The organism is Pseudomonas sp. QS1027, from assembly GCF_002814235.1.
Taxonomy (GTDB): Bacteria; Pseudomonadota; Gammaproteobacteria; order Pseudomonadales; family Pseudomonadaceae; genus Aquipseudomonas.
Genome location: NZ_PHSU01000004.1, coordinates 128,859 through 149,140 on the forward strand (window position 1 = coordinate 128,859; position 20,282 = coordinate 149,140).

Genomic DNA, 20,282 nt, shown 5'->3' on the forward strand with positions numbered 1-20,282 from the left:
GTTTGTGAATAGTCATGATCGGGCTATTCAAAAACGACCATAAGGTTTTTCCCCATGAGTAGCCCTCATTCTGTCTTGCAAGTGGGCATCGTTGGCGGTGGCATCGCTGGCGTCGCCCTGGCACTGGATCTGTGCCGTCATCAGCATCTGGACGTGAAATTATTTGAAGCGGCTCCCGCCTTCGGCGAGGTCGGTGCGGGCGTGTCCTTTGGTGCGAACGCCGTCCGCGCCATCGAAGGGCTGGGTATCGGTAAACCCTACCAACTCATCGCTGACCGGACCCCGCAACCCTGGCAAGACATCTGGTTTGAATGGCGTCGAGGTGTCGACGCCGGTTACCTGGGGGCGAGCGTCGCCCAGGGCGTCGGTCAGTCTTCCGTTCACCGTGCCGATTTTCTCGATACCTTGGCCAGGCAATTGCCGGAGGGTATCGCCTGCTTCGACAAGCGTGCGGTTGGCGTTCATGAGGTGGGGGGCAGGGTCAGTGTTCGGTTCACCGATGGCACCGACTATCAGTGCGACCTTTTGATTGCCGCGGACGGTATCAAGTCCTCGATTCGCGACTATGTACTCCAGGGGCTGGGTCAACCGTTGGTCGCGCCTCGATTCAGCGGGACCTGTGCCTACCGTGGAATGATCGACAGTGAGCGGCTGCGCGTCGCCTATCGCGCTGCGGGTGTTGACGAACACTTGATCAACGTCCCGCAAATGTACCTGGGACTCGATGCCCACATCCTCACTTTCCCGATCAAACAGGGCCGATTGATCAACGTGGTCGCATTCGTTTCTGATCGCACTGAACCCAACCCGGTGTGGCCGCAAGACACGCCTTGGGTCAAAAGCACCAGTCAGGCCCAGATGCTGGAAGCTTTCTCAGAGTGGGGAGATGCCGTTCGCGTGCTGCTCGAATGCATTCCCGAGCCCTCCCTCTGGGCACTTCACGAACTGGAGGAGCTTGCAGGCTATACCCATGGTCGCGTAGGGCTGATCGGTGACGCTGCCCACGCCATGCTCCCCCATCAAGGTGCCGGGGCGGGGCAGGGGCTGGAGGATGCCTGGCTGCTCGCGCACCTGTTGGGGGACCCACGGGTGCTTCAAAGTGATGCCCAAAGCGTGCTCGAGGTGTACGACGCTATCCGCAGACCTCGCGCCTGTCGTGTGCAGCGAACGTCCTGGGAAGCCGGCGAACTCTACGAGTTTCGAGGTCGTCAGGTCGAAGATCAAGAACCCCTTCTGTCGACAACCCTGGCCAGTCGTTTCGATTGGCTGTGGAACCACGACATGCAGGCGGACCTGGCAGAGGCTCGCACCCGACTCGGGTGGGCAGAAGCTATTTGATTGCGTTCCTGCAATGCGCCCTGGTTTTTATGGCGGATTTTCGTGCAGCTTTCCCGGATTTGTCGTTTGCAGGCGCGGCTGACTTGGTCGCTGAAGGCGATTATGTGGTAGGTCAATGGGTGGGGGGCGGTACGCACACGGGCCCAGCGTTTTTAGTCTTTATTGGCGGGTGATGGACCTCCGCGTCTCTTGCTTATCGCCCTGGAGAGAAACCAAAGCGACTTTTAAAACGCATGGAAAACCTTGAGATGGCGCGATAGCCGCAAGCGTCAGCTATTTGCGAAACACTGAAGTGCGTCGTTTGTAACAGCATCATCGCGTGATGCATTCTGATTTCGGTCAGCATTGTGCTGAAATTGACCCCTTCTTCGGCAAGGCGTCGCCTCAAGGTGGCTTCGCTCACGGCCAGCTCGCGACCCGCTTGTGCGGCCGTCCAGTGTTTTTCCGGAGCCTTGGCCAGTAACTGAGTCAGCCGTTCAGCCAGCCCGGCGGCTGAAGGACGGAGAAAGACAATACCCTCTTCCTGCAGTGCCAACAGAAGCCCCATTAAGCGATTTGCCTGTTGCGCCTCTGAAAGGGGCCGCGAGTCGATTCCTCGAATACAGAATTGCAGCGCATCATTCAGATCCTCTGCCAGTTCGGTCGTTTTGCATTCCGTGACGGTGGATGAGTGTGTGATCGTGTGCCCGTAGCGCTGATGAAACTCGGTGATGAGGCGAGGTGAGAACGTCAAGAAAACAGAGGTAAACACCGAGGTGTTGTTGTCGGGTGTTTTTTGAATGTCAGCGAGGGTGTTTTTCGCCACCGCCAGCAAGGTGTGCGGGTTTGCCAACTCCCAGGTGCTTTCAGCACTTTCCAGTGTTAAATGGCCCGACGTGACGAGCAGAAGCGTTGCCTCAAAAAAGCGGAAGTCAGTCGCATGTTGAGCGCGCATCAGGCGTGGCCTGGACAACGTGCACAACGACTGTGCTTTCACGGGCGCGCCCGATGGCAGCAGCCAGCGGGCGTCGTCCGTTTGTGCAGCCGTCAAAGGATCAGGCAGGTCCATGGAAAGTGTGTCGTTCCTGAAGTTGGCCGCACATCACAGGTTCATATTGAGGGTGTAGGTACCCGTAAGGCTGGCCTTGGCGAGTACGTGTCCTTGCAGCGCATCAAGGATGCTCGGGCCGTTAACCGGGCCGTGTATCGCGAGGCCAGGCACATCCAAAGCGTAGACAGTGAAAACGTAGCGGTGGAGCCGCTCATCATTCCACGGTGGGCATGGGCCATCGTACCCATAGTATTCGCCGGACATTTGTGGGTCCGATGCAAACCAGCCTGTGTAGTCATTGATGCCGTGTCGTTGTCCGTCGGCTGTTTGAGGGCCGGATTTGCCTCTGGGGGTAATGCTGTCGCTATGGCTTCCCTCGGTAATTTCCCGCTGATTGGCGGGGATATCGATCAATAGCCAGTGGTAAAAATCCACACGAGGCAATGACACTGCAATGGATTTACCTTCCTGATTGACATCGTCACCCACACTCGGGACATCCGGGTCGTGGCATATCAGGACAAATGACTGAGTCTGTTCCGGGACTTCTGTCCAGGCCAGATGTGGGTTGCGGTTGCTCGACAATGCGTAGCGGCTGGCCGCGTCCGGGATAGCAAAGGCGTACTCCCCGGGGATGGCGGCGTTATCGGTGAATGCGTTACTGCTCAGTTTCATGGTCGGGCCTGAATAAGCGATGAGATATCGGACACCTGAGTCATCGAGGGCGGTGCTCGGGAGCGGGTCATTTATCAGTCAGTCACGAAGGAGCGACTGCCGGCTTGATTCTAGAGTGAAAGTCGGCTTGGCCATCGACCCAGCCAATCAGAAACCGAACAGATCCAGTCATTCTGCGTCAGGCAACGGCGTGGCTCACGTGCCTCGCTGTCGATCCGAGGCGAGAGTCTGGTGCTGATTGACAGGGCAAGGACCTTCCACTTAGTTTGTTTGGATAGTCGTGGCGATGCCATGTCATCTGTCTGGGAAAAGGAGTTCACCTTGGCCTTCAATTCGATTTGGCTCGGTTACGATGGTCATCCAAGCTTGGTACAAGCCTACCTGAACAGCCCGTGGTCACTCGCCGCCCGCAACATGCGCGGGGCGAATCACGATTTCACCCTGGTCAATTATGCGACTTTCTTCTTTCAAGTACCCAATCCGGTAGCCCCAGGTCTGATCGGTCACATCACGACTCAACCCAGCAATAACTACCACTCGGAAAAAGAAGTGTGGCTGGCGATACGCGGGAACCCGTCGCTCAACCGGCTTAATATTCCCAATTGGCGAGTCGGAGAGGGGGCGGCAGGAGGCTTGCCGCGACTAACCCCCGCTGCGGCTCAGCTACTCGATGGCACAGCGATTCTGGCGGTGTATACCGAGCGGCAGCCTTGCGGCACTTGCAGCCCTTTTCTGAATGACGTGCTATTGGATAACACACCGGTCTATTGGCATTTTCCCTACCCCAGTAAAGAGACGTCAAAGCACTCGCACAGTGATGACGATATCGTGGTCAACGGGCTGATTGCGTTATCCCACGACAAGTCTTACGGGCAGTCGATGAAAGATCACACCAGGGGCGGTCGGGTCGAAAGCAATACAGGGCTGCGCGAATCCATGAAATACATGGGCAAACAGAATTCGGGGGGATACCCCTTACTGATGGCTGATATGGCCCAGATGGACACATCCTTGTAAACCCTGCTCCACGACTGTCTGACAAAGAACCAACGCCTGCATGATCAGCCCATCAAACTGATCGACTATGCTCACCCTGCCTAACCGAGTTGGGGGCTTGTGCCCCGTCAATGAGCTGTTATCGCAGGATAGAGACATGAATAGCCTGAACACGCCCAAGCGCTCCAATGCGATGAAGCCCACCCGGCGCACATTGCTCAAGGGCCTGGTGACTGCCTACACCGCTTCGTTGATTCCGTGGGCGTTGGCCGAATCCGTAGACAACACCGACCAAGGTGCGTTTGTCGCCATGTCGGCGATCATTGCCGGGCGCCAGGCCCTCGACAGTGAGCTGGCGAAAAACCTGTACCGGGCACTGCTGGCCGACGATCCAAGCTTCGCCAGTGCTGTCAAAGACCTGCTGGCGCTGGTCAACGAGCGCAAGATCGACCCCCTGAAATTGCAAAAAAACCTTGATGACGAAAAGTCGCCATTGGCGCCTGTTCCGAGAAAAATCGCCACTGCCTGGTTCATGGGTGTCGTGGGCGATGGTGAGCATGCGCGCTGCCTTGCCTACGAAAATGCCCTGAACGCCATGATGGTCGCTGATGTGCTCAAGCCACCGACCTATGCCTATGGTCCTTATGGCAGTTGGGCAAGAAATCCCAATGAAGAGGTGCCAAATGGCTGATCAGCTGTCGGCGGATATTGTCGTTATCGGCTCGGGGATCTGTGGATCGCTGGCGGCGTTGAAACTGGTGAAGCAGGGCGTATCTGTTCTGATTCTCGAAGCGGGGGGCTCGATCGAACGTGGACGGATTGTCGCGGCGTTCCGCAATTCCACGCGCAAGAGCGATTGGATGTCACCTTATACCTGCTCGGAATGGGCGCCACATCCGGTCTACAAACCTGTCGACAACGGCTATCTGGTGCAGGCCGGGCCCTATCCCTATCCGGCGGAATACATTCGTGGTGTCGGTGGCACCACCTGGCACTGGGCGGCCCAGGCCTGGCGTCTGGTGCCGGGCGATATGCGCATCCACAGCTTGTATGGCGTGGGGGTCGACTGGCCGCTGACGTATGAGGAACTCGACCCTTTCTATCAGGAAGCGGAAGAAATCTGGGGCGTTTCGGGTGCGGAAAATACCGGCTCGCCGCGCAGCAAGCCATTTCCAATGGAGCCCGTCACCGAGCCCTATGCCATGCGCCGCATTCGTGAGCGGCTTGCCCCGACTTACGCGGTGGTGGGCAATACCACCGCACGCAACAGCCGCAGTTACGCCGGGCGACCTGCCTGTTGTGGCAATAACAGTTGCCAGCCGATTTGCCCGATTGATGCGCAATACCATGGCGGCATCGCGATTCAATCGGCGGTGGAGGCGGGGGCCAGATTGCAGATCAATGCGGTGGTCTACCGTATCGAGCACGACGATAAGGGACGCATTGTCGCGGTTCATTATTTCGACCCGGATAAACAGTCCCATCGGGTCACCGGAAAGACCTTCATCCTCGCCGCCAATGGCATCGAGAGTCCCAAGCTTTTGCTGCTGTCCGCCAGTGACAAATACCCCAATGGCCTGGCCAACAGTTCCGGCATGGTCGGTCGCCACCTGATGGACCACCCCAGCACCTCGGTCACCTTTGACGCCGATGAAGCGTTGTGGCTGGGTCGCGGGCCACAAAGCCCCAGCTCGATCAACACCATGCGCGACGGCGCCTTCCGTAAGGAACACGCACCTTACCGGCTGGACTTCACCAATATTTCGCGGGTCAATGGCGCAACCGACGCGTTGCTCGCCAGCGGCGTTTATGGTCCCGAGTTCGAGAAGCAACTGCGTCACCGGGCCGCGTTCGAAATGAGCCTCAAGGACGTTCTGGAAGTGTTGCCCAACCCGGAAAATCGCATCACCCTCAGTTCTCAGAAAGATGCGTTGGGCATTCCAAAACCGCAGGCGCATTACGCCATCGACGATTACACCCGGCGTGGCGCGCAGGCCTCGCACAAGGATTTTGCGCGCATCGTCGAACTCATGGGCGGTACCAATGTGCGCTACAGCGCAGAGGGTAATTTCGCCAATAACCAGCACATCACCGGCACCCTGCGCATGGGTGCCGACCCGAAAACGTCCGTGTGCGATAGCTTCGGCCGGACCCACGATCATGAAAACCTGTTCATTTGCAGCACCGGCGTCATGCCGACGGCGGCGACCATGAACTCGACATTGACGGGTGTCGCCCTGGCACTACGTACCGCGCATCACATACTGCCCGATCGCATCATTACTCGCGTATCGCCCCTGGGCTCATCGATCGAGCAAGTGCGAGGCTGACCTTCAATGAACTGGAAAAAACGCCTTGTCGGCCCCCTGGTTATCCTGGCCACCAGCCTCGTTACCCTGCACGCCAGCGCTGACGAACTGATACAGCGCGGCAAGTACCTTTCCATCGCCGGCGATTGTGTCGCCTGCCACAGCGCGCCTGGAGGCAAGCCATTTGCCGGTGGATTGGGTTTGCCAACGCCCATCGGCGAGATCATCGCCACCAACATCACCCCGTCAAGGACCGCCGGGATCGGCAACTACAGCCTGGAGCAGTTCAGTGATGCATTGCGCAAGGGCATTCGCGCCGATGGCAAGCACCTGTATCCGGCCATGCCTTATACCTCCTACGCCAAGATCAGCGATGACGATGTAAAGGCGCTGTACGCCTATTTCATGAACGATATCGTTGCCGTGGACACTGTGCCCAGGCCGACCCAGTTACCCTTTCCGTTCAACATCCGCTTGTCGATGGCGGGCTGGAATCTGCTGTTCCTCGATAGCCAGCCGTACAAGGCCGACCCTGCGCAAAGCCCTGAATGGAATCGGGGCGCCTACCTGACCCAAGGCCTGGGCCACTGCAGCGCCTGCCATTCGCCACGCAACCTGATGATGGCCGAGGTTGCCTCGAAGGAGCTGGCCGGCGGTGACGTCGGGGCGTGGCACGCGCCGAACATTACCTCCGATCCCAACAGTGGCGTGGGTGGCTGGGATACCGATGAGCTGGTCAGATACCTGAAGACCGGCGAGAGCCCGGGCAAGGGCCAGGCGGCCGGGCCGATGGCCGAAGCGGTCGACAATAGCCTGCAGTACCTCACCGACTCCGATCTGAAAGCGATCGCGGTCTACATCAAGGGTGTTCCTGCGCAACGTGAGGTGGCGGACAGCAAGCCGGTCTATGCCCTGGGTCAGAAAACCGATGAATTGAGCAGCCTGCGTGGCGTTGCCTTGCCGGCTGAGCCGAACAAGATGACGGGTGCACAAATCTACGATGGCTATTGCGCTTCTTGCCACCAGGCCCAGGCCCAGGGCAGTTTCGACGGCGGCTTGCCTTCCTTGTCGCATAACACGACGGTCGGGCGCAGCAATACCCAAAACCTGGTGATGGTCATCCTCGAGGGGATTCGTCGCAAAAGCGACGGTTCGGACGTCAGGATGCCCGGTTTCGCCAGGACCTTGACTGACCCGCAGATCGCGACGCTGGCCAGTTACCTGACCAGGCATTACGGCAATCCCGATGTCAGCGTGAGCGTAGGGCAGGTCGAGCGACAACGGTCGTTCATCAGCCAATGACCGGCGTTTTCATGGCTGGTTCTTATGCTGCCAAAATATCACTTTTAAGAATTAAGTTTTTTGTTAATTATTAAAAATAATAATATTAGTTTATAGCTAAATAGAATTATATTTTTGATATTGATTTCGTTATGTTTGGCCCATACAGCCTACCCCTAACCTCGGATGGTACCAATCGTGATCGAGATTCTGCGTACCATGCCGCAGAGCACAGGTCGGACCTACCTCCGGACCTGTGTGGCATGACAGGGTGATCTACCACTGATCCCTGGAGCAGAGTCGTTGGAAGGGAATTCGACGTATGTTGCTCATTCAATCCTGTGATGTGATTTTCTCCTCCGGTCTTGTCCCTGGCAGACGCTACACAACACCGCGACCCCCTCCTGGTTTTCCTCCCTGCACATAGCCTGATCTCCTGAGTGCCACGCCCCATCGCGCTGGTTTTCCTGCGCTTGCAATGGGGCTCGGCACCCATCGGAAAAAACGCGCATGCCGCGCTGTCCGGACGACGGCGTGAATGCCCGACTTCGCGATTTGGATGCATCGCCAATGATGGCGGCCAGTTGGAGTGGATATGAAACGAGTCATACAACATGCCTGGGAGTCGACTTCAGCCTTGCGGCTCAGTCCGGCAGTCGTGGCCATGGGGAGCATGTTGCTGTCAGGAGGAATCCAGGCCCAGGAAGCCTCGAACCAGGACGATCTGACCTTGTCCACCGTGGTGGTCACCGGTAACCGCGGGGGCGAACAGCGCACGGTGACCAGCAGTCCGGTGCCGATCGACGTGGTCAGCGCCAAGCAATTGCAGAGCACCGGCAAGCCCGGCTTGATGGAAGCCTTGAGTGCGCTGATTCCCTCGTTGACCCTGCCGGAAAAAACCGGCTGGGACGCCAGCGGCATGGCCCGTGCGCCCAACTTGCGGGGCTTGAGCGCCGCTGAAGTGTTGGTACTGGTCAACGGCAAGCGCCGCCACACCAGCGCGACCCTGAACATCAACGGTATCAACACCGGTGCGGCGCCGGCGGACCTGGATTTCATCCCCATCAGTGCCATCGATCATGTCGAAGTGCTGCGCGATGGTGCCGCCGCCCAGTACGGCTCCGACGCCATTGCCGGGGTCATCAACGTCATCCTCAAGGCCGACACCAGCGGCACCTCGGTGACCAATGCCGGCATCGGCTACGACGGCAAGAAGCAGACCGTCCAGCAAAGCCTCAACAAGGGCTTCGAGATAGGTGACGGCGGCATCCTGCAACTGGCCCTGGACGTACGCAGCCAGAACGATGACAACAAGGCCAGTGCCAATGGCTATACCTACGAGCAGGCCTACGGTCTGGCGGGCAAGTCCACCTATGGTGGGTACGGCACACCGAAGATCAATCTGCAGACCTTGGGTTACAACGCCGAGTTGCCGATTGACGACCGGTTCAGCCTTTACTCCTTCACCACCTATTCGCACCGCAAGGCCGAACAGGGGCAGAACTTTCGCCTGCCGACCATCACCAACACGATCACCACCGGCCCCAATGGTTATCCGGCGGGGTATGTGCCGACCTGGTATATCGATGAAGACGATTTCCAGGCGGCGTTCGGCGGCAAGGGCAAGGTCGGCCGGTGGGACTGGGACCTGTCCACCACCTATGGGCGCAACGCGGCGGAGCAGGGGACCTGGGACAACCAGAACCCGTCCCTGGGTGAGGCGACACCCAACAGCTTCAAGTCCGGCACCTGGATTTCCACCGAGCTGACCACCAACCTGGATTTCAAGCGCGGCTTCGATATCGGCCTGCAAAAGCCGCTGGACCTGTCCTACGGCTTTGAGCATCGACGCGACGGCTACGAAGTGAAGGCGGGGGACTGGGCTTCCTATGCCGACGGTGGTTACTGCGTTGCCCCTGGCAACTGCGCCTCTTCCGGGGCCCAGGTCACCAACGGCATCTCCCCGGACGAAGCCAGCAGTGCCTCGCGCAACAGCCTCGCCAGCTACGTCGATGTGGGCTTCAACCCGGTTCCGGATTGGTACGTGGGCACGGCACTGCGCTATGAGCATTACAACGAAGGGGTGGGCGCGACCCGCAGCGGCAAGCTGACCACGCGTTATGATTTCACCCCGCAGTTCGCCGTGCGCGCGACCGTGAGCAATGGCTTCCGTGCACCGTCCCTGGCCAACAGCCTGTTCAGTGCCCGCTCGACCACCTACGGTGTGGTGGATGGCGTCTATCAGTCGATCAATTACGGCGTGCTGCCGGTGGGCTCGGCCGCCGCCCGGGCCTTGGGTGCCGAGAACCTCAAGCCCGAGCGGTCCACCAACTTCAGTCTCGGGTTCACCCTGACACCCTCCGAGCGCCTGAGCCTGACGGCCGATGCCTATGTGATCAACCTGCGCGACCGCATCACCTTGACCAATACCTTGCTCGGCAGTGAAGTCACCCAGGTGCTGCTCAACAACGGCATCAACTCGACCTCCGGCGGCCAGTACTTCATCAATGGTGCCGACACCCGCACCAAGGGCGTGGACCTGGTCGGCAATTACAGCCAGGACCTGGCCCGGTTCGGTTCCCTGAAGTGGACCGCGGCGTTCAACTGGAACCAGACCCAGATCCTCGACTACAAAGCCTCCACCTCGATCCTCGGCACGCCCTATGAACTGATGGATCGCCAGGCGCGCAACCTGATCACCGACATCCAGCCCAAGACCAAACTCATCCTGGGGGGCGACTGGAGCATCGACCGCTTCAACCTCAATCTGGCCCTGACCCGTTATGGCGCCTACAAGGAGGTCAATGACGCCAACGACCGCTCTCTGGATCGGGTGTATGGCGCCAAATGGATTGCCGATCTGGACCTCGGCTACAACCTCACCCACGACCTGAACATCGCCATCGGGGCCAAGAACCTGTTTGACACCTACCCCAAGAAACAGGGGGTGCCCAGCAGCACCATGGTCAGCAGCTATGGCACTTACTCACCCTTCGGTTTTACCGGCGGCTACTACTACACCCGCCTGACCTACGCCTTTTAAGGCGGCCGCCGCCGACTCTGTTCGGTCCCCCTGGAAAAACACCCTGATGTGTTATTGCGTGCGAGGAATAGATCATGCCCATTGTTGCCAAACCCTTTGACCTCATCGATGAGGTGAATGCCTACCCGGTTCGCAGGAGCCGCGCACCGACTGCGATCAAGGCCTTGCGGGTGGTGCCGTCCCGTCATCCCTGGCGCTGGGCCGGATCGGTGTTCGCCGTGCTGGTGCTGTTTGCCATCGGGCACTCCCTGGCCACCAATCCACGCTGGGAGTGGGGGGTGTTTGGCCAGTGGTTCTTCTCGGCATCGGTGCTGCGTGGCCTGGCGCAGACGTTGTTGCTGACCCTGTTGAGCACTGTGTTCAGCATCCTCCTCGGCACCGCGCTGGCGTTGGCACGGTTGTCCGGTTCGCCGCTGCTGGCGGCGCTGGCCTGGGGGTATATCTGGTTTTTCCGCTCGATGCCGGCGTTGCTGGTGCTGATCATCCTGTACAACTTCGCCTATCTGTACGACCACATCGTGCTGGGTGTGCCTTTCACCGATCTGGTGTTTGCCCAGTGGTCGACGGTCGATGTGCTCAGCCAATTCACCGTGGCGGTACTGGGCTTGAGCCTGATGCAGGGCGCCTATGCGGCGGAGATCATCCGCGGCGGCCTGATCGGTGTGGACGCCGGCCAGCATGAAGCCGCCGCGGCGTTGGGATTGCCGGCGTCACGACGGATCTTCCGGATCATCCTGCCCCAGGCGCTGCGTTCGATCCTGCCTTCGGGTTTCAACGAAATCATCGGCCTGGTCAAGGGCACCTCCATCGTTTACGTGCTGGCCCTGCCGGAGCTGTTCTACACCGTGCAGGTGATCTACAACCGCACCCAGGCGGTGATCCCGTTGTTGATCGTCGCCACGGTCTGGTACCTGATCATCACCACCGTACTCACCAGTGCCCAGTACTACGTCGAGCGGCACTTTGCCCGTGGCACGGCGCGGGTCTTGCCACCGACGCCGTTGCAGCGGGTGCGCCACTGGCTCAAGGAGAAATCCCATGGCTGAGGCCGCCATCCAGGCGCCCGCCGGGCGCATCCAGATCCAGGGCGTAGGCAAGCGCTTCGGTAATCAGCAGGTGCTCAAGGACATTGACCTGAGCATCGAGCCGGGCCAGGTCACGGTGATCCTGGGGCCTTCCGGCTCCGGCAAATCAACGCTGCTGCGGACCATCAACCACCTGGAGAAAATCGACAGCGGCCACATCACCATCGACGGTGAGTACGTCGGCTATCGGCGCAAGGGCGACCTGCTCTACGAACTCAAGGAGCGGGAGGTTCTCAAGCGTCGGGTCGAGGTTGGCTTCGTGTTCCAGAACTTCAACCTGTTCCCGCATCTCACGGCCTGGGAAAACATCGCCGAAGCACCGCTGGCCCACAAACGCTGGAGCAAGGCCCAGGCCCGGGCCAAGGCCGGGGAACTGCTGGCCAGGGTTGGCCTGGCGGATAAAGCCGATGCCTATCCGCGCCAGCTTTCCGGCGGCCAGCAACAGCGGGTCGCCATCGCCCGGGCCCTGGCCCTGGATCCCAAGGTCCTGCTGTTCGATGAACCGACCTCAGCCCTCGACCCGGAACTGGTGGGTGAGGTGCTGGACGTGATCAAGGGGCTGACCCGACTGGGCGTCACCCTGGTCATCGTCACCCACGAGATTGGATTTGCCCGGGAAGTGGCGGATCACGTGGTGTTTCTCTGCGATGGCCAATTGATCGAACAAGGACCTCCAGAACAGATTTTTCGCCAGCCCCGTCATCCACGCACCGTCGCCTTCCTCGGCAAGGTGCTGTGAATTTTCCCTTGTTAAAGGAGTCACTGCCCATGTTGATAAAGACTGCCCGTGTGACCTTGCTGGCGCTTGCCGTCAGCCTCGGCCTGCCGGTACTGGCTGCTGAAAGCAGCGGTGTAGCGGCCGTGCAAAAGGTTGATCTGAGCCCCGACCGCCAGCGCATCCGCGCCCCGCGTAACGAGGCGGCCATCGCGCAAATCCCCCCGGGCTTCAAGTTCGCCCAGCCCGGCAAGTTCACCGTGGCCGTGTCGGGGGTGGCCGGGCCGCCCCTGGCGCTGCTGGCCAATGACGATAAAACCACCATCGGCAGCGAAGCCGATACCGCGCAGTTGGTGGCCGACAGCCTGGGCCTGCAATTGAACGTGGTGCAGACCAGTTGGGAGGATTGGCCCCTGGGCGTCAGTTCGGGCAAATACGACGCGGTGATCAGCAACGTGACCGTGACCGAGGCCCGTAAGAAGCGCTTCGACTTCGCGACCTATCGCCAGGATGTCCTGGGCTTCTACGTCAAGACCACCAGCAAGATCACCTCCCTCAAGGAAGCCCGGGACATCGCCGGGCTGAAGATCATCGTCGGCTCCGGCACCAATCAGGAAAAAGTCCTGCTGGCCTGGAACGAGGCCAACGAAAAAGCCGGTATTGCACCGGCGCTGTTGCAGTACTTCGATGATCAGGCCGCGGCGCAACTGGCGGTGCAGTCGGGACGCAGCGACGCCCTGTTTGGCCCCAATTCAGTGTTTGCCTATTCGGCTGCAATCACCGGCGGCATCAAGTTGGTGGGCATCGTCAACGGTGGCTGGCCACTGCGGGCCGATATCGCCGTGACCACCCGCAAGGACAACGGGCTGGTCCAACCGATCCATACCGCCCTTGAAGGGGCGATTGCCGGGGGCCAATACGAACAGGTGCTCCAGCGTTGGGGCCTGGATGTGGAGCGCATCGACAAATCACTGATCAACCCACCCGGTTTGCCGGATTGAAGTCTTCAAGGGAGTAACGAACATGGGACTGACTCGACGTGAAGCGCTTTCCAGCATCGCTGCCGTGGGGGGCGAGAAAGCGGTCAGGGATGCGCTCGCCGTATTGGGGTTGGGGCCGTCTTCGCACCGGCAGCCGCAACCCTTGAAACTGCAAAAGGATCTGGGGCAGGGCGCCCGTGTACTGGTGCTCGGCGCCGGGATTGCCGGGCTGGTGACCGCCCTGGAGCTGACCCGGGCCGGGTTCAAGGTGCAAGTGCTGGAAGCCCGTGACCGTGTGGGTGGCCGTACCTGGACCCTGCGCAACGGTGATCGGGTCGACTACAAGGATGGACGCACGCAGACCGTGGCCTTTGACCCGGGCCTGTATTTCAACGCAGGTCCCGCGCGAATCCCCAGTCAACATCGGACCTTGCTCGATTACTGCAGTGAACTGGGCGTACCACTGGAGGTATTGGTCAACAGCAGCCATGGTGCTCAGGTGCGCCCGGACCTGCAACAGCCGGCGTTCAGCGTCGGCCAGGCGGTCAACGATGCCCGTGGGCATCTGTCGGGGTTGTTGGCCACGGCGGTGCGCCGCGATGCCCTGGACGATGTGTTGAGCGCCGAGGAGCGTAGCCGCTTGCTGGCGTTCCTGCAGGTCTATGGCGATTTGTCACAGGAGCTGGCTTTCGAAGGCAGCATTCGCTCCGGTCACCTCGAATCGCCCCGGCATCCCGGGGCATTGCCCGCTCGCCCGACCCCGGTGGCCCTGGAGCGGCTGCTGCATCCGGAACTCTGGGGGGCGTTGCTGCACACCGAGTTTCCCGAGTTCTCGGCCACCATGTTCCAGCCGGTGGGCGGGATGGATCGCATTACCGATGCCTTCTACCAGCGCCTGAGCGAACAGGTGCAACTGGGTGCCCGGGTGCGCCGTATTCGTCAGCTTGCGGACGGTGTGGCGGTGACCTATCACGATCAGCACAGTGGCCGCGAACAGGTGGTGCGTGCCGACTATCTGGTCTCGACCTTGCCGCTGCCGCTGCTGGCCAGGCTGGACACCGACTTCAGCGATCCGGTGAAGGCTGCGCTGCTCAGCACCCGCAGCGACCAGGCGACCAAGGTGGCCTGGCAATCCCCGCGCTTCTGGGAAACCGATTACCGCACCTACGGCGGATTGTCCTGGATCGAACACCCGGCGCGCGTGCTGTGGTACCCCAGCAACGACCTGAACACCCGCGAGGGACTGTTGGTGGCCGGCTATGTCACTGGTCCTGGTGCCGATGCCTTCGGCAAGCAACCCTTCGATGTGCAGTACGCGACCTCCAGGGAGGCGGTTGAGCTGCTGCATCCGGGGTACTCCCGGCAACTGCGTCACCCGCTGGCGGTGTCCTGGGAGCAGATCCCCTACAGCGAAGGTCCTTGGCTGCAACGCGAACACTTTCCCGCCGAGGCCAGCGCCCTGCTGGAAGAACCCCATGGCCGGGTGTATTTCGCCGGCGACGGTCTGGTGCAAAGCGGTGTCGGCATCTGGCAGGAGTCGGCCGCCAATTCGGCGCGCCATGTGGTCGGGCAGTTGGCCGAGCGAATTATCCAGCAGCGACAGACAGCGGCCCTGGCCGCGTCATAAGCATTCATCGAAGGAGCAACAAGATGAGCAACAACATTCAACGTACCAGCGTCGGCGATTTCCCCATCTCGCAAACCGTGACCGTGCCGGCCTCCGCCAGCCTGGTGTTCGTCAGTGGCACCTTGCCGGATCTCGCTGACCCGCAAGCCCCGGCGGGTACTCCGGCGGCCTATGGCAATACCGAAGTGCAGACCGTTTCCGTGTTCAACAAGCTGCGCAGGATCCTCCAGCAACAAGATCTGGACCTGGGGGATATCGTGCAGTTGCGGGTGTTCCTGGTAGGCGCCGAGGAGACGGGCGGCAAGCTCGACTTTACCGGGCTGCAGGCCGGGTATACGCAGTTTTTCGGTACGGCCGAGCAGCCCAACAAGCCGGCGCGTACGGCCTTGCAAGTGGTGGCCCTGCCATTGCCCGGCGCCCTGGTGGAAGTCGAGGCGATAGCAGCCAGGACGGCCTGATCGCTCGTCCTGTCATCCGGTTGAAAGCGCTGATCACTGGAGCGTGATCAGCGGTCAGAGATCGTAGCGCACCGACAGCAACACGGTTCGCGGATCGTTGATCGAGTAGTAGCGGGCGCCACTGGACGGCACATACCCGACCGATTGCGGATAGGCCCGGTCCAGCAGGTTCTTCACCGACAGCGTGGTGGTCCAGTGACCGTCGCCGGTGACGTAGCTGGTGTGGGCGTTCCAGAAGGTTTGGGTCGGGATTTCCTGGATGTCGTCGTTCAGCGCGTTGGCGTAGGACTTGGTCTGGAACTGCGCGTCGGTGCCGGCCTGCAAGGTGCCGGGCAGGCCGATCGGGATGGTGTAGTTGAGACCGACGCTGGCGTTCCAGCGTGGCGAATACACCAGTTGCTTGCCGTTGGCATCGACGCCGGCGCCGCCGGCATTTTCGAAGTCGTCGTACTTGCTTTGCAGGTAGCCGAGGTTGGCGGTCAGTTGCAGGTCGCTGCTCAGCGCGGTCAGGGTTTCCAGCTCGACGCCGTAGGTGTGGGCCCGACCGACGTTGGTCCGCAGGCTCACGCCCAGCGCCGGGTCGTAGGCGTTGGTCTGCAGGTCCTTGTAGTCGTTGTAGAACAGGGCGACGTTGGCCCGCAGGCGTTGGTCGAAGAAGTCGCCTTTGAAGCCGGTTTCCCAGGTGGTGACGTCCTCCGGTGAGAAGGCCTGTTCGGCGGCGGCCAGGGTTGGTGCGCGGTTGTCGTAGCCGCCGGCCTTGAAGCCTTTGGCGACGTAGGCGTACTGATTCAGATGCGCTGTCCAGGCGTATTCGAAGCCGAGTTTCGGGCTGGTGGATTGCCAGGACTGGCTCACATTGGCGGTGAAGTTGGTGCCGGTGATCTGCCGGTTGGTATTGATGGCGTAGTTGGTGTAGTCGAAGTTCTTGTGCTCATGGGTAGATCGCAGCCCGGCGATCAACGACAGTCGGGGCGTGATCTTGTAGCTGCCCTGGCCATACAAGGCGTAGCTTTCGGTGTCGGTTGTGCTGTATTGGCCCTGGCCGATCACCTGGTTGCGCGCAATCGAGTAGGTCAGGCTGTCGCGGTCGGCTTCGAACTTTTCACGGTACAGGTACAGACCGGTGCTGAAGCTGAAATCGTCGTAGTCGCCGTTGAGCTGGAATTCCTGGGTGCCATAGTTCTGATTGTAGGTGATCAGGTTTTCCTGAATCAGCGCGGCCTGTCCCGAGTTGTCATAGTCCACGGGCTGGTTGAACGCGGAATAGGCGGTCACCGATTTGAAGTTCAAGTGGTCGTCGATCGTATAGATGGCGCGCAGTACCGAACTGCCCTGATCGAGACGGTTCTTCGGGTCGAGGCTGCTGTAGCTGGTGAATTTGTCGAAGTGGCCGTTGGCATCAAAGGGGGTGTAGCTGGTGGTGTCGCCACGGTCGAAGGTACCGGCCAGGGTCAGTTGCACATCCCACGGCGAATCGATGGGATTGAAGCGCAGCTTGCCGCGGTAGGACTGGATATCGATGTCGTTCACGTCCTTGCCGCGGGTCGGGTCGGAGACGGTGCCGTCCCGGGTCAGGCGAATCGCCGAAAAACTCCCGAACAAGGCGTTGTCCACCAGCGGGCCGCTGATCAGCAGGCGTGCGTTCTGCGCGTCGTAGTTGCCGGCGCCGAGCTCGAAGAATCCCCGGGTTTCCTGGGTCGGATCGCGGGTGATCACGCGGATCGCCCCCGCGCTGCTGTTACGGCCATAGAGCGTGCCCTGGGGGCCGCGCAGCACTTCGACGCGCTCGACGTCGTTGAAGTCGAGCATCGAGGAAATCGCCCGCGGGATATACAGGTCATCGGCGTAGACCGCGACGGCGGACTCCTGGATCGGGTCGGTCTCGCCGATGCCGCGAATGCCGTAGGTCTGCGCACTGTAGGAGATCGACTGGCGGCTCAGGCTCAGGTTCGGCACTTGCCCGGAAAGGTCGCGGACACTTTTGATCTGCTTGTCTTCAAGGGCCTTTTCGTCGAACGCGGAGATCGCCAGCGGGGTCTTTTGCAAGTCCTCGGCGTGGTGTTCGGCCGTGACCGTGACAACGGGGAGGGCACCCTCCTTGGTGTCTTCGTCGGCATGGGCCGACAATCCGAACAGGGCCAAGGATACGGCCAGCGCCAGACGGTTTGAATTGAAGGTGTTGTGCATGGTGAACCCCAGGTATGTAGAAAACAGTGTCGGTGTCGTTATGTTTTTTTGGGCAAAGCGTTGCCGGGGCCATGCTCCGAAAGCCATGGCGGCGGTGGTTCGAGTCGGTTTCAGGTTTGGCTGTGGCAGTTGACCGTGGAGTGGTGTCGGCCGGAAAAACGTGCAGTTCCGTGGGCCTCCACCTGGTCGGGGTCGGTGATGGTTGTAACAATATTTGTATAAGTCGTGGCTGTAAAAGTCCGATTAGCTATAAGTTAATTATAAAAAATAAACATTAAATATTAATTTTTGATGCGTAATTTTGATGTTGTTTTGAGGGGAGAAAAACGTAATCGCGGGCAAGCCGCGCTCCCACAAGTGCTCCTTGGCCTGTGGGAGGGTGGCTTGCCCGCGATGGCAATCGATCGGTAGTCCCTAATACCCGCGTTGTACGTTCGCCAGATTCTCCGGAGCCAAACCGTTGAGGAAACGTTCGAGATTGGCCAGGAAGCTGTCGGCAATTTCATGGCGACTGTTGCTGGAAATCGCCGAGGTATGGGGTGACAAACGAACCCGTGGATGGGAATAAAGCGGGTGCCCGTCCGGCAGCGGTTCGGGCTCGGTGACGTCCAGCGAGGCGAGGCCGATCGTTCCGCTCTCCAGGGCTTCAAGCAACGCCCCATGGTCGAGCAGGCCACCGCGGGCGATGTTGATCAGATGCAGGCCGGGCTTGGCGCCGGCGAGCACGGCACTATTGACGATATGCCGGGTTGCGCTGGTCAACGGGGCCGCCAGCACCAGGTGATCGGTGCGGGCAAACAGGTCATGGATATCCCGTGCGGCCTCGACGCCTGCAACCTCGAACGGCGTCTGGCTCTGACGCAACGCCAGCACATTGATGCCCAGGGCGTGGGCCTTGGCCGCCAGGCTGCGGCCGATGGCACCAAAGCCGAGGATTCCCAGGGTGGTCCCTTTGAGCGGTGTCAGGGCCCTGAAATTCCATTGTGAGTCATGCACCCAGATGTCCGGCAAACGCTTGGCGGCGGCGAAGATCGCGGCCAGGGCGAACTCGGCGATATTCTCGGCGGCACTGCCCCGCGAAGTGCTCACCGGCGGACCGTTGAACAACCACTGGGGGTAGAAGTCGATACCGGAAGACACCACCTGAATCCATTTCAAGCCATAGGGCCAGCCCGGCGGCGGGATGTCCGGCGCCAGGTAGCCGCGCACATTGATCGGCCGCGCCAGCAGGATACTGACCTCAGGCGCCAGGTCGCTGGGCACTCCGGTGGGGACGCCGATGACGCGGGCCCCGGGGTGCGTTTGCGCAAGGCGCTGGCGGATCACCTCGTTGAAGTCTTCATCCAGTTGGCTGGCAATCACAAGCTGGCTCATGGGCGCTCCTTTTGCTGGCGCTGGGCGAAGACCGCTTTGCCGACGCCTTGCAACACGGCGTCGTTCTGCGGTGTGTGAACGCGACTGCACAGCACATCGCGGTAATGCCGTTGCAAGGGGTTGTGGCGTGACAGGCCGGGATTGCCGGAGGCCTCGATGGCCAGTTCGACGGCGCGGATGGCATTGCCGGTGACCAGGAATTTCAGTTGCGCGGCGTTACTCACGGGCGTGTGTCCCTCCGCCGCGGCATCGAGCAGGCTGCGGTTGGCGAACAGCAAGGTGTCGATATGCCCGACGGTTTCCTGGAAGCGCGGCAGGGTTGAAAGTGCCGCGCCAAGGTTGGCGGGCTTGCGTTGTTCCAGCCAGTCCACCAGCCAGTCCCGAGCCGCTTGGGCAACGGCATCGTAGACCGACGAAAGCAAAACCGACATCCACAGGAAGCCGTCGCCATCCAGCTCGACTTGCGGTGCGCTCCACGGGCTGACGCTGACGGCGTGATCCAGCGGCACCAGGACATTGTCAAAGACCACCTCGTGGCTGCAGGTGGCGCGCATGCCCAGATGGTCCCAATCCTCGATGATGCTGATGCCGGGCGTGTCCTTGTGCACCAGCCAGGCACCGACCAGCGGGTCTTCATCGGTGCTGCGGGCCCAGACGCTGAACCAGGTCAGGCCATGACTGCCGGTGGAGTAGATCTTGCGCCCGCTGATCCGCCAGCCGGTGGAAGTGCGGCGCGCGATGGTCGCCGGCAGGCCGCCGCGGGCCGGTGTGCCGAGGTCGGGTTCGACACGCAAGGCGTTGATCAGGGCTCCGTGGTTCACCGCGTCCTCGGCCACTTGCACACGCAAGGCCGGGGGCCAGGTTTTGCTGTCCTGCAAACGGGTGTGTTGCAGGTACTGCATCACCAGGATCAGGGCGGTGGAAGGTTCGCCCTTGGCGATGGCGCTGATGGCTTTGCGCGCCTGGGCCAGGTTGGCGCCGCCACCGCCCAGGGCCTTGGGCACGGTCAGGGCCACCAGGCCGTGCTCGTGCAGCAGTTTGAAATTGTCGTGGGGGAAGGCGCCGCTTTCGTCGTAAAGATGCGCGGTGGCGGCCAGCTGGCTGCTGATGCGTTCCAGCAGCGCTTCGAAATTGGCCGTTGCCACCGAGCGCAACAGCGCCGGTTGTTGAGAAGAAAGACTCAT

17 protein-coding genes are annotated in these 20,282 nt (G+C 60.6%); 12 read left to right on the plus strand and 5 right to left on the minus strand.

The window, feature by feature from the left end:
• The first annotated feature begins 54 nt into the window (after nucleotides 1–54).
• Nucleotides 55–1,338, plus strand: a complete 1,284-nt coding sequence (gene salA, locus CWE01_RS04420) for a salicylate 1-monooxygenase (RefSeq protein ID WP_100939317.1) — start codon at nucleotides 55–57, stop codon at nucleotides 1,336–1,338.
• A 29-nt stretch (nucleotides 1,339–1,367) separates the two neighbouring features.
• Nucleotides 1,368–1,511: an ester cyclase gene (locus tag CWE01_RS34160; protein WP_100939542.1), complete on the plus strand. Its 144-nt coding sequence runs from the start codon at nucleotides 1,368–1,370 to the stop codon at nucleotides 1,509–1,511.
• 20 nt (nucleotides 1,512–1,531) lie between these two features.
• Here CWE01_RS34160 and CWE01_RS04430 read toward each other — a convergent pair whose 3' ends face one another.
• Nucleotides 1,532–2,386, minus strand: coding sequence for a helix-turn-helix transcriptional regulator (locus CWE01_RS04430; protein ID WP_100939318.1), 855 nt, complete (start codon nucleotides 2,384–2,386; stop codon nucleotides 1,532–1,534).
• A gap of 33 nt (nucleotides 2,387–2,419) precedes the next feature.
• A complete protein-coding gene (locus tag CWE01_RS04435) occupies nucleotides 2,420–3,043 on the minus strand; it encodes a YbhB/YbcL family Raf kinase inhibitor-like protein (RefSeq protein ID WP_100939319.1) in 624 nt (207 codons plus the stop codon).
• Nucleotides 3,044–3,364: 321 nt separating this feature from the next.
• On the opposite strand from CWE01_RS04435, the gene CWE01_RS04440 reads away from it, so the two are divergent.
• The 10 genes from CWE01_RS04440 to CWE01_RS04485 all read left to right on the plus strand — a co-directional run bounded on the left by CWE01_RS04440 (nucleotide 3,365) and on the right by CWE01_RS04485 (nucleotide 15,537).
• Complete coding sequence (locus CWE01_RS04440) at nucleotides 3,365–4,060, plus strand: hypothetical protein (protein ID WP_100939320.1); 696 nt, start codon at nucleotides 3,365–3,367, stop codon at nucleotides 4,058–4,060.
• 136 nt (nucleotides 4,061–4,196) lie between these two features.
• Nucleotides 4,197–4,730 carry a sorbitol dehydrogenase family protein gene (locus CWE01_RS04445; protein ID WP_256579303.1) on the plus strand — a complete coding sequence of 178 codons (534 nt, stop codon included), beginning with the start codon at nucleotides 4,197–4,199 and terminating at the stop codon, nucleotides 4,728–4,730.
• The gene (locus CWE01_RS04450) at nucleotides 4,723–6,369 is read left to right on the plus strand and encodes a GMC family oxidoreductase (RefSeq protein ID WP_100939321.1); all 1,647 of its coding nucleotides are present in this window, start codon (nucleotides 4,723–4,725) and stop codon (nucleotides 6,367–6,369) included. Before CWE01_RS04445 ends, CWE01_RS04450 begins: the two co-directional genes overlap by 8 nt.
• A 6-nt stretch (nucleotides 6,370–6,375) precedes the next feature.
• Nucleotides 6,376–7,650 carry a cytochrome c gene (locus CWE01_RS04455; RefSeq protein WP_100939322.1) on the plus strand — a complete coding sequence of 425 codons (1,275 nt, stop codon included), beginning with the start codon at nucleotides 6,376–6,378 and terminating at the stop codon, nucleotides 7,648–7,650.
• Between the two features lie 643 nt (nucleotides 7,651–8,293).
• Nucleotides 8,294–10,672, plus strand: a complete 2,379-nt coding sequence (locus tag CWE01_RS04460; protein WP_371917129.1) for a TonB-dependent receptor plug domain-containing protein — start codon at nucleotides 8,294–8,296, stop codon at nucleotides 10,670–10,672.
• 74 nt (nucleotides 10,673–10,746) lie between these two features.
• On the plus strand, nucleotides 10,747–11,718 hold the full coding sequence (locus tag CWE01_RS04465; RefSeq protein WP_100939324.1) for an amino acid ABC transporter permease: 972 nt from the start codon (nucleotides 10,747–10,749) through the stop codon (nucleotides 11,716–11,718).
• Entirely contained in the window at nucleotides 11,711–12,496 is a 786-nt protein-coding gene (locus CWE01_RS04470) for an amino acid ABC transporter ATP-binding protein (protein ID WP_100939325.1), read from the plus strand. Before CWE01_RS04465 ends, CWE01_RS04470 begins: the two co-directional genes overlap by 8 nt.
• A 29-nt stretch (nucleotides 12,497–12,525) precedes the next feature.
• Entirely contained in the window at nucleotides 12,526–13,473 is a 948-nt protein-coding gene (locus CWE01_RS04475) for an ABC transporter substrate-binding protein (protein ID WP_100939326.1), read from the plus strand.
• Nucleotides 13,474–13,495: 22 nt separating this feature from the next.
• Nucleotides 13,496–15,079 (plus strand): FAD-dependent oxidoreductase, encoded by a 1,584-nt coding sequence (locus CWE01_RS04480; protein WP_100939327.1) that lies wholly within the window; start codon nucleotides 13,496–13,498, stop codon nucleotides 15,077–15,079.
• 23 nt (nucleotides 15,080–15,102) lie between these two features.
• Nucleotides 15,103–15,537: a RidA family protein gene (locus CWE01_RS04485; RefSeq protein WP_100939328.1), complete on the plus strand. Its 435-nt coding sequence runs from the start codon at nucleotides 15,103–15,105 to the stop codon at nucleotides 15,535–15,537.
• 54 nt (nucleotides 15,538–15,591) lie between these two features.
• Here the strand turns inward: CWE01_RS04485 and CWE01_RS04490 are convergent, their stop codons facing one another.
• The 3 genes from CWE01_RS04490 to CWE01_RS04500 form a co-directional block, all read right to left on the minus strand.
• A complete protein-coding gene (locus CWE01_RS04490) occupies nucleotides 15,592–17,724 on the minus strand; it encodes a TonB-dependent receptor (protein WP_100939329.1) in 2,133 nt (710 codons plus the stop codon).
• Between the two features lie 414 nt (nucleotides 17,725–18,138).
• On the minus strand, nucleotides 18,139–19,098 hold the full coding sequence (locus CWE01_RS04495) for a D-isomer specific 2-hydroxyacid dehydrogenase family protein (RefSeq protein ID WP_100939330.1): 960 nt from the start codon (nucleotides 19,096–19,098) through the stop codon (nucleotides 18,139–18,141).
• Nucleotides 19,095–20,282: an acyl-CoA dehydrogenase family protein gene (locus CWE01_RS04500; RefSeq protein WP_100939331.1), complete on the minus strand. Its 1,188-nt coding sequence runs from the start codon at nucleotides 20,280–20,282 to the stop codon at nucleotides 19,095–19,097. Before CWE01_RS04500 ends, CWE01_RS04495 begins: the two co-directional genes overlap by 4 nt.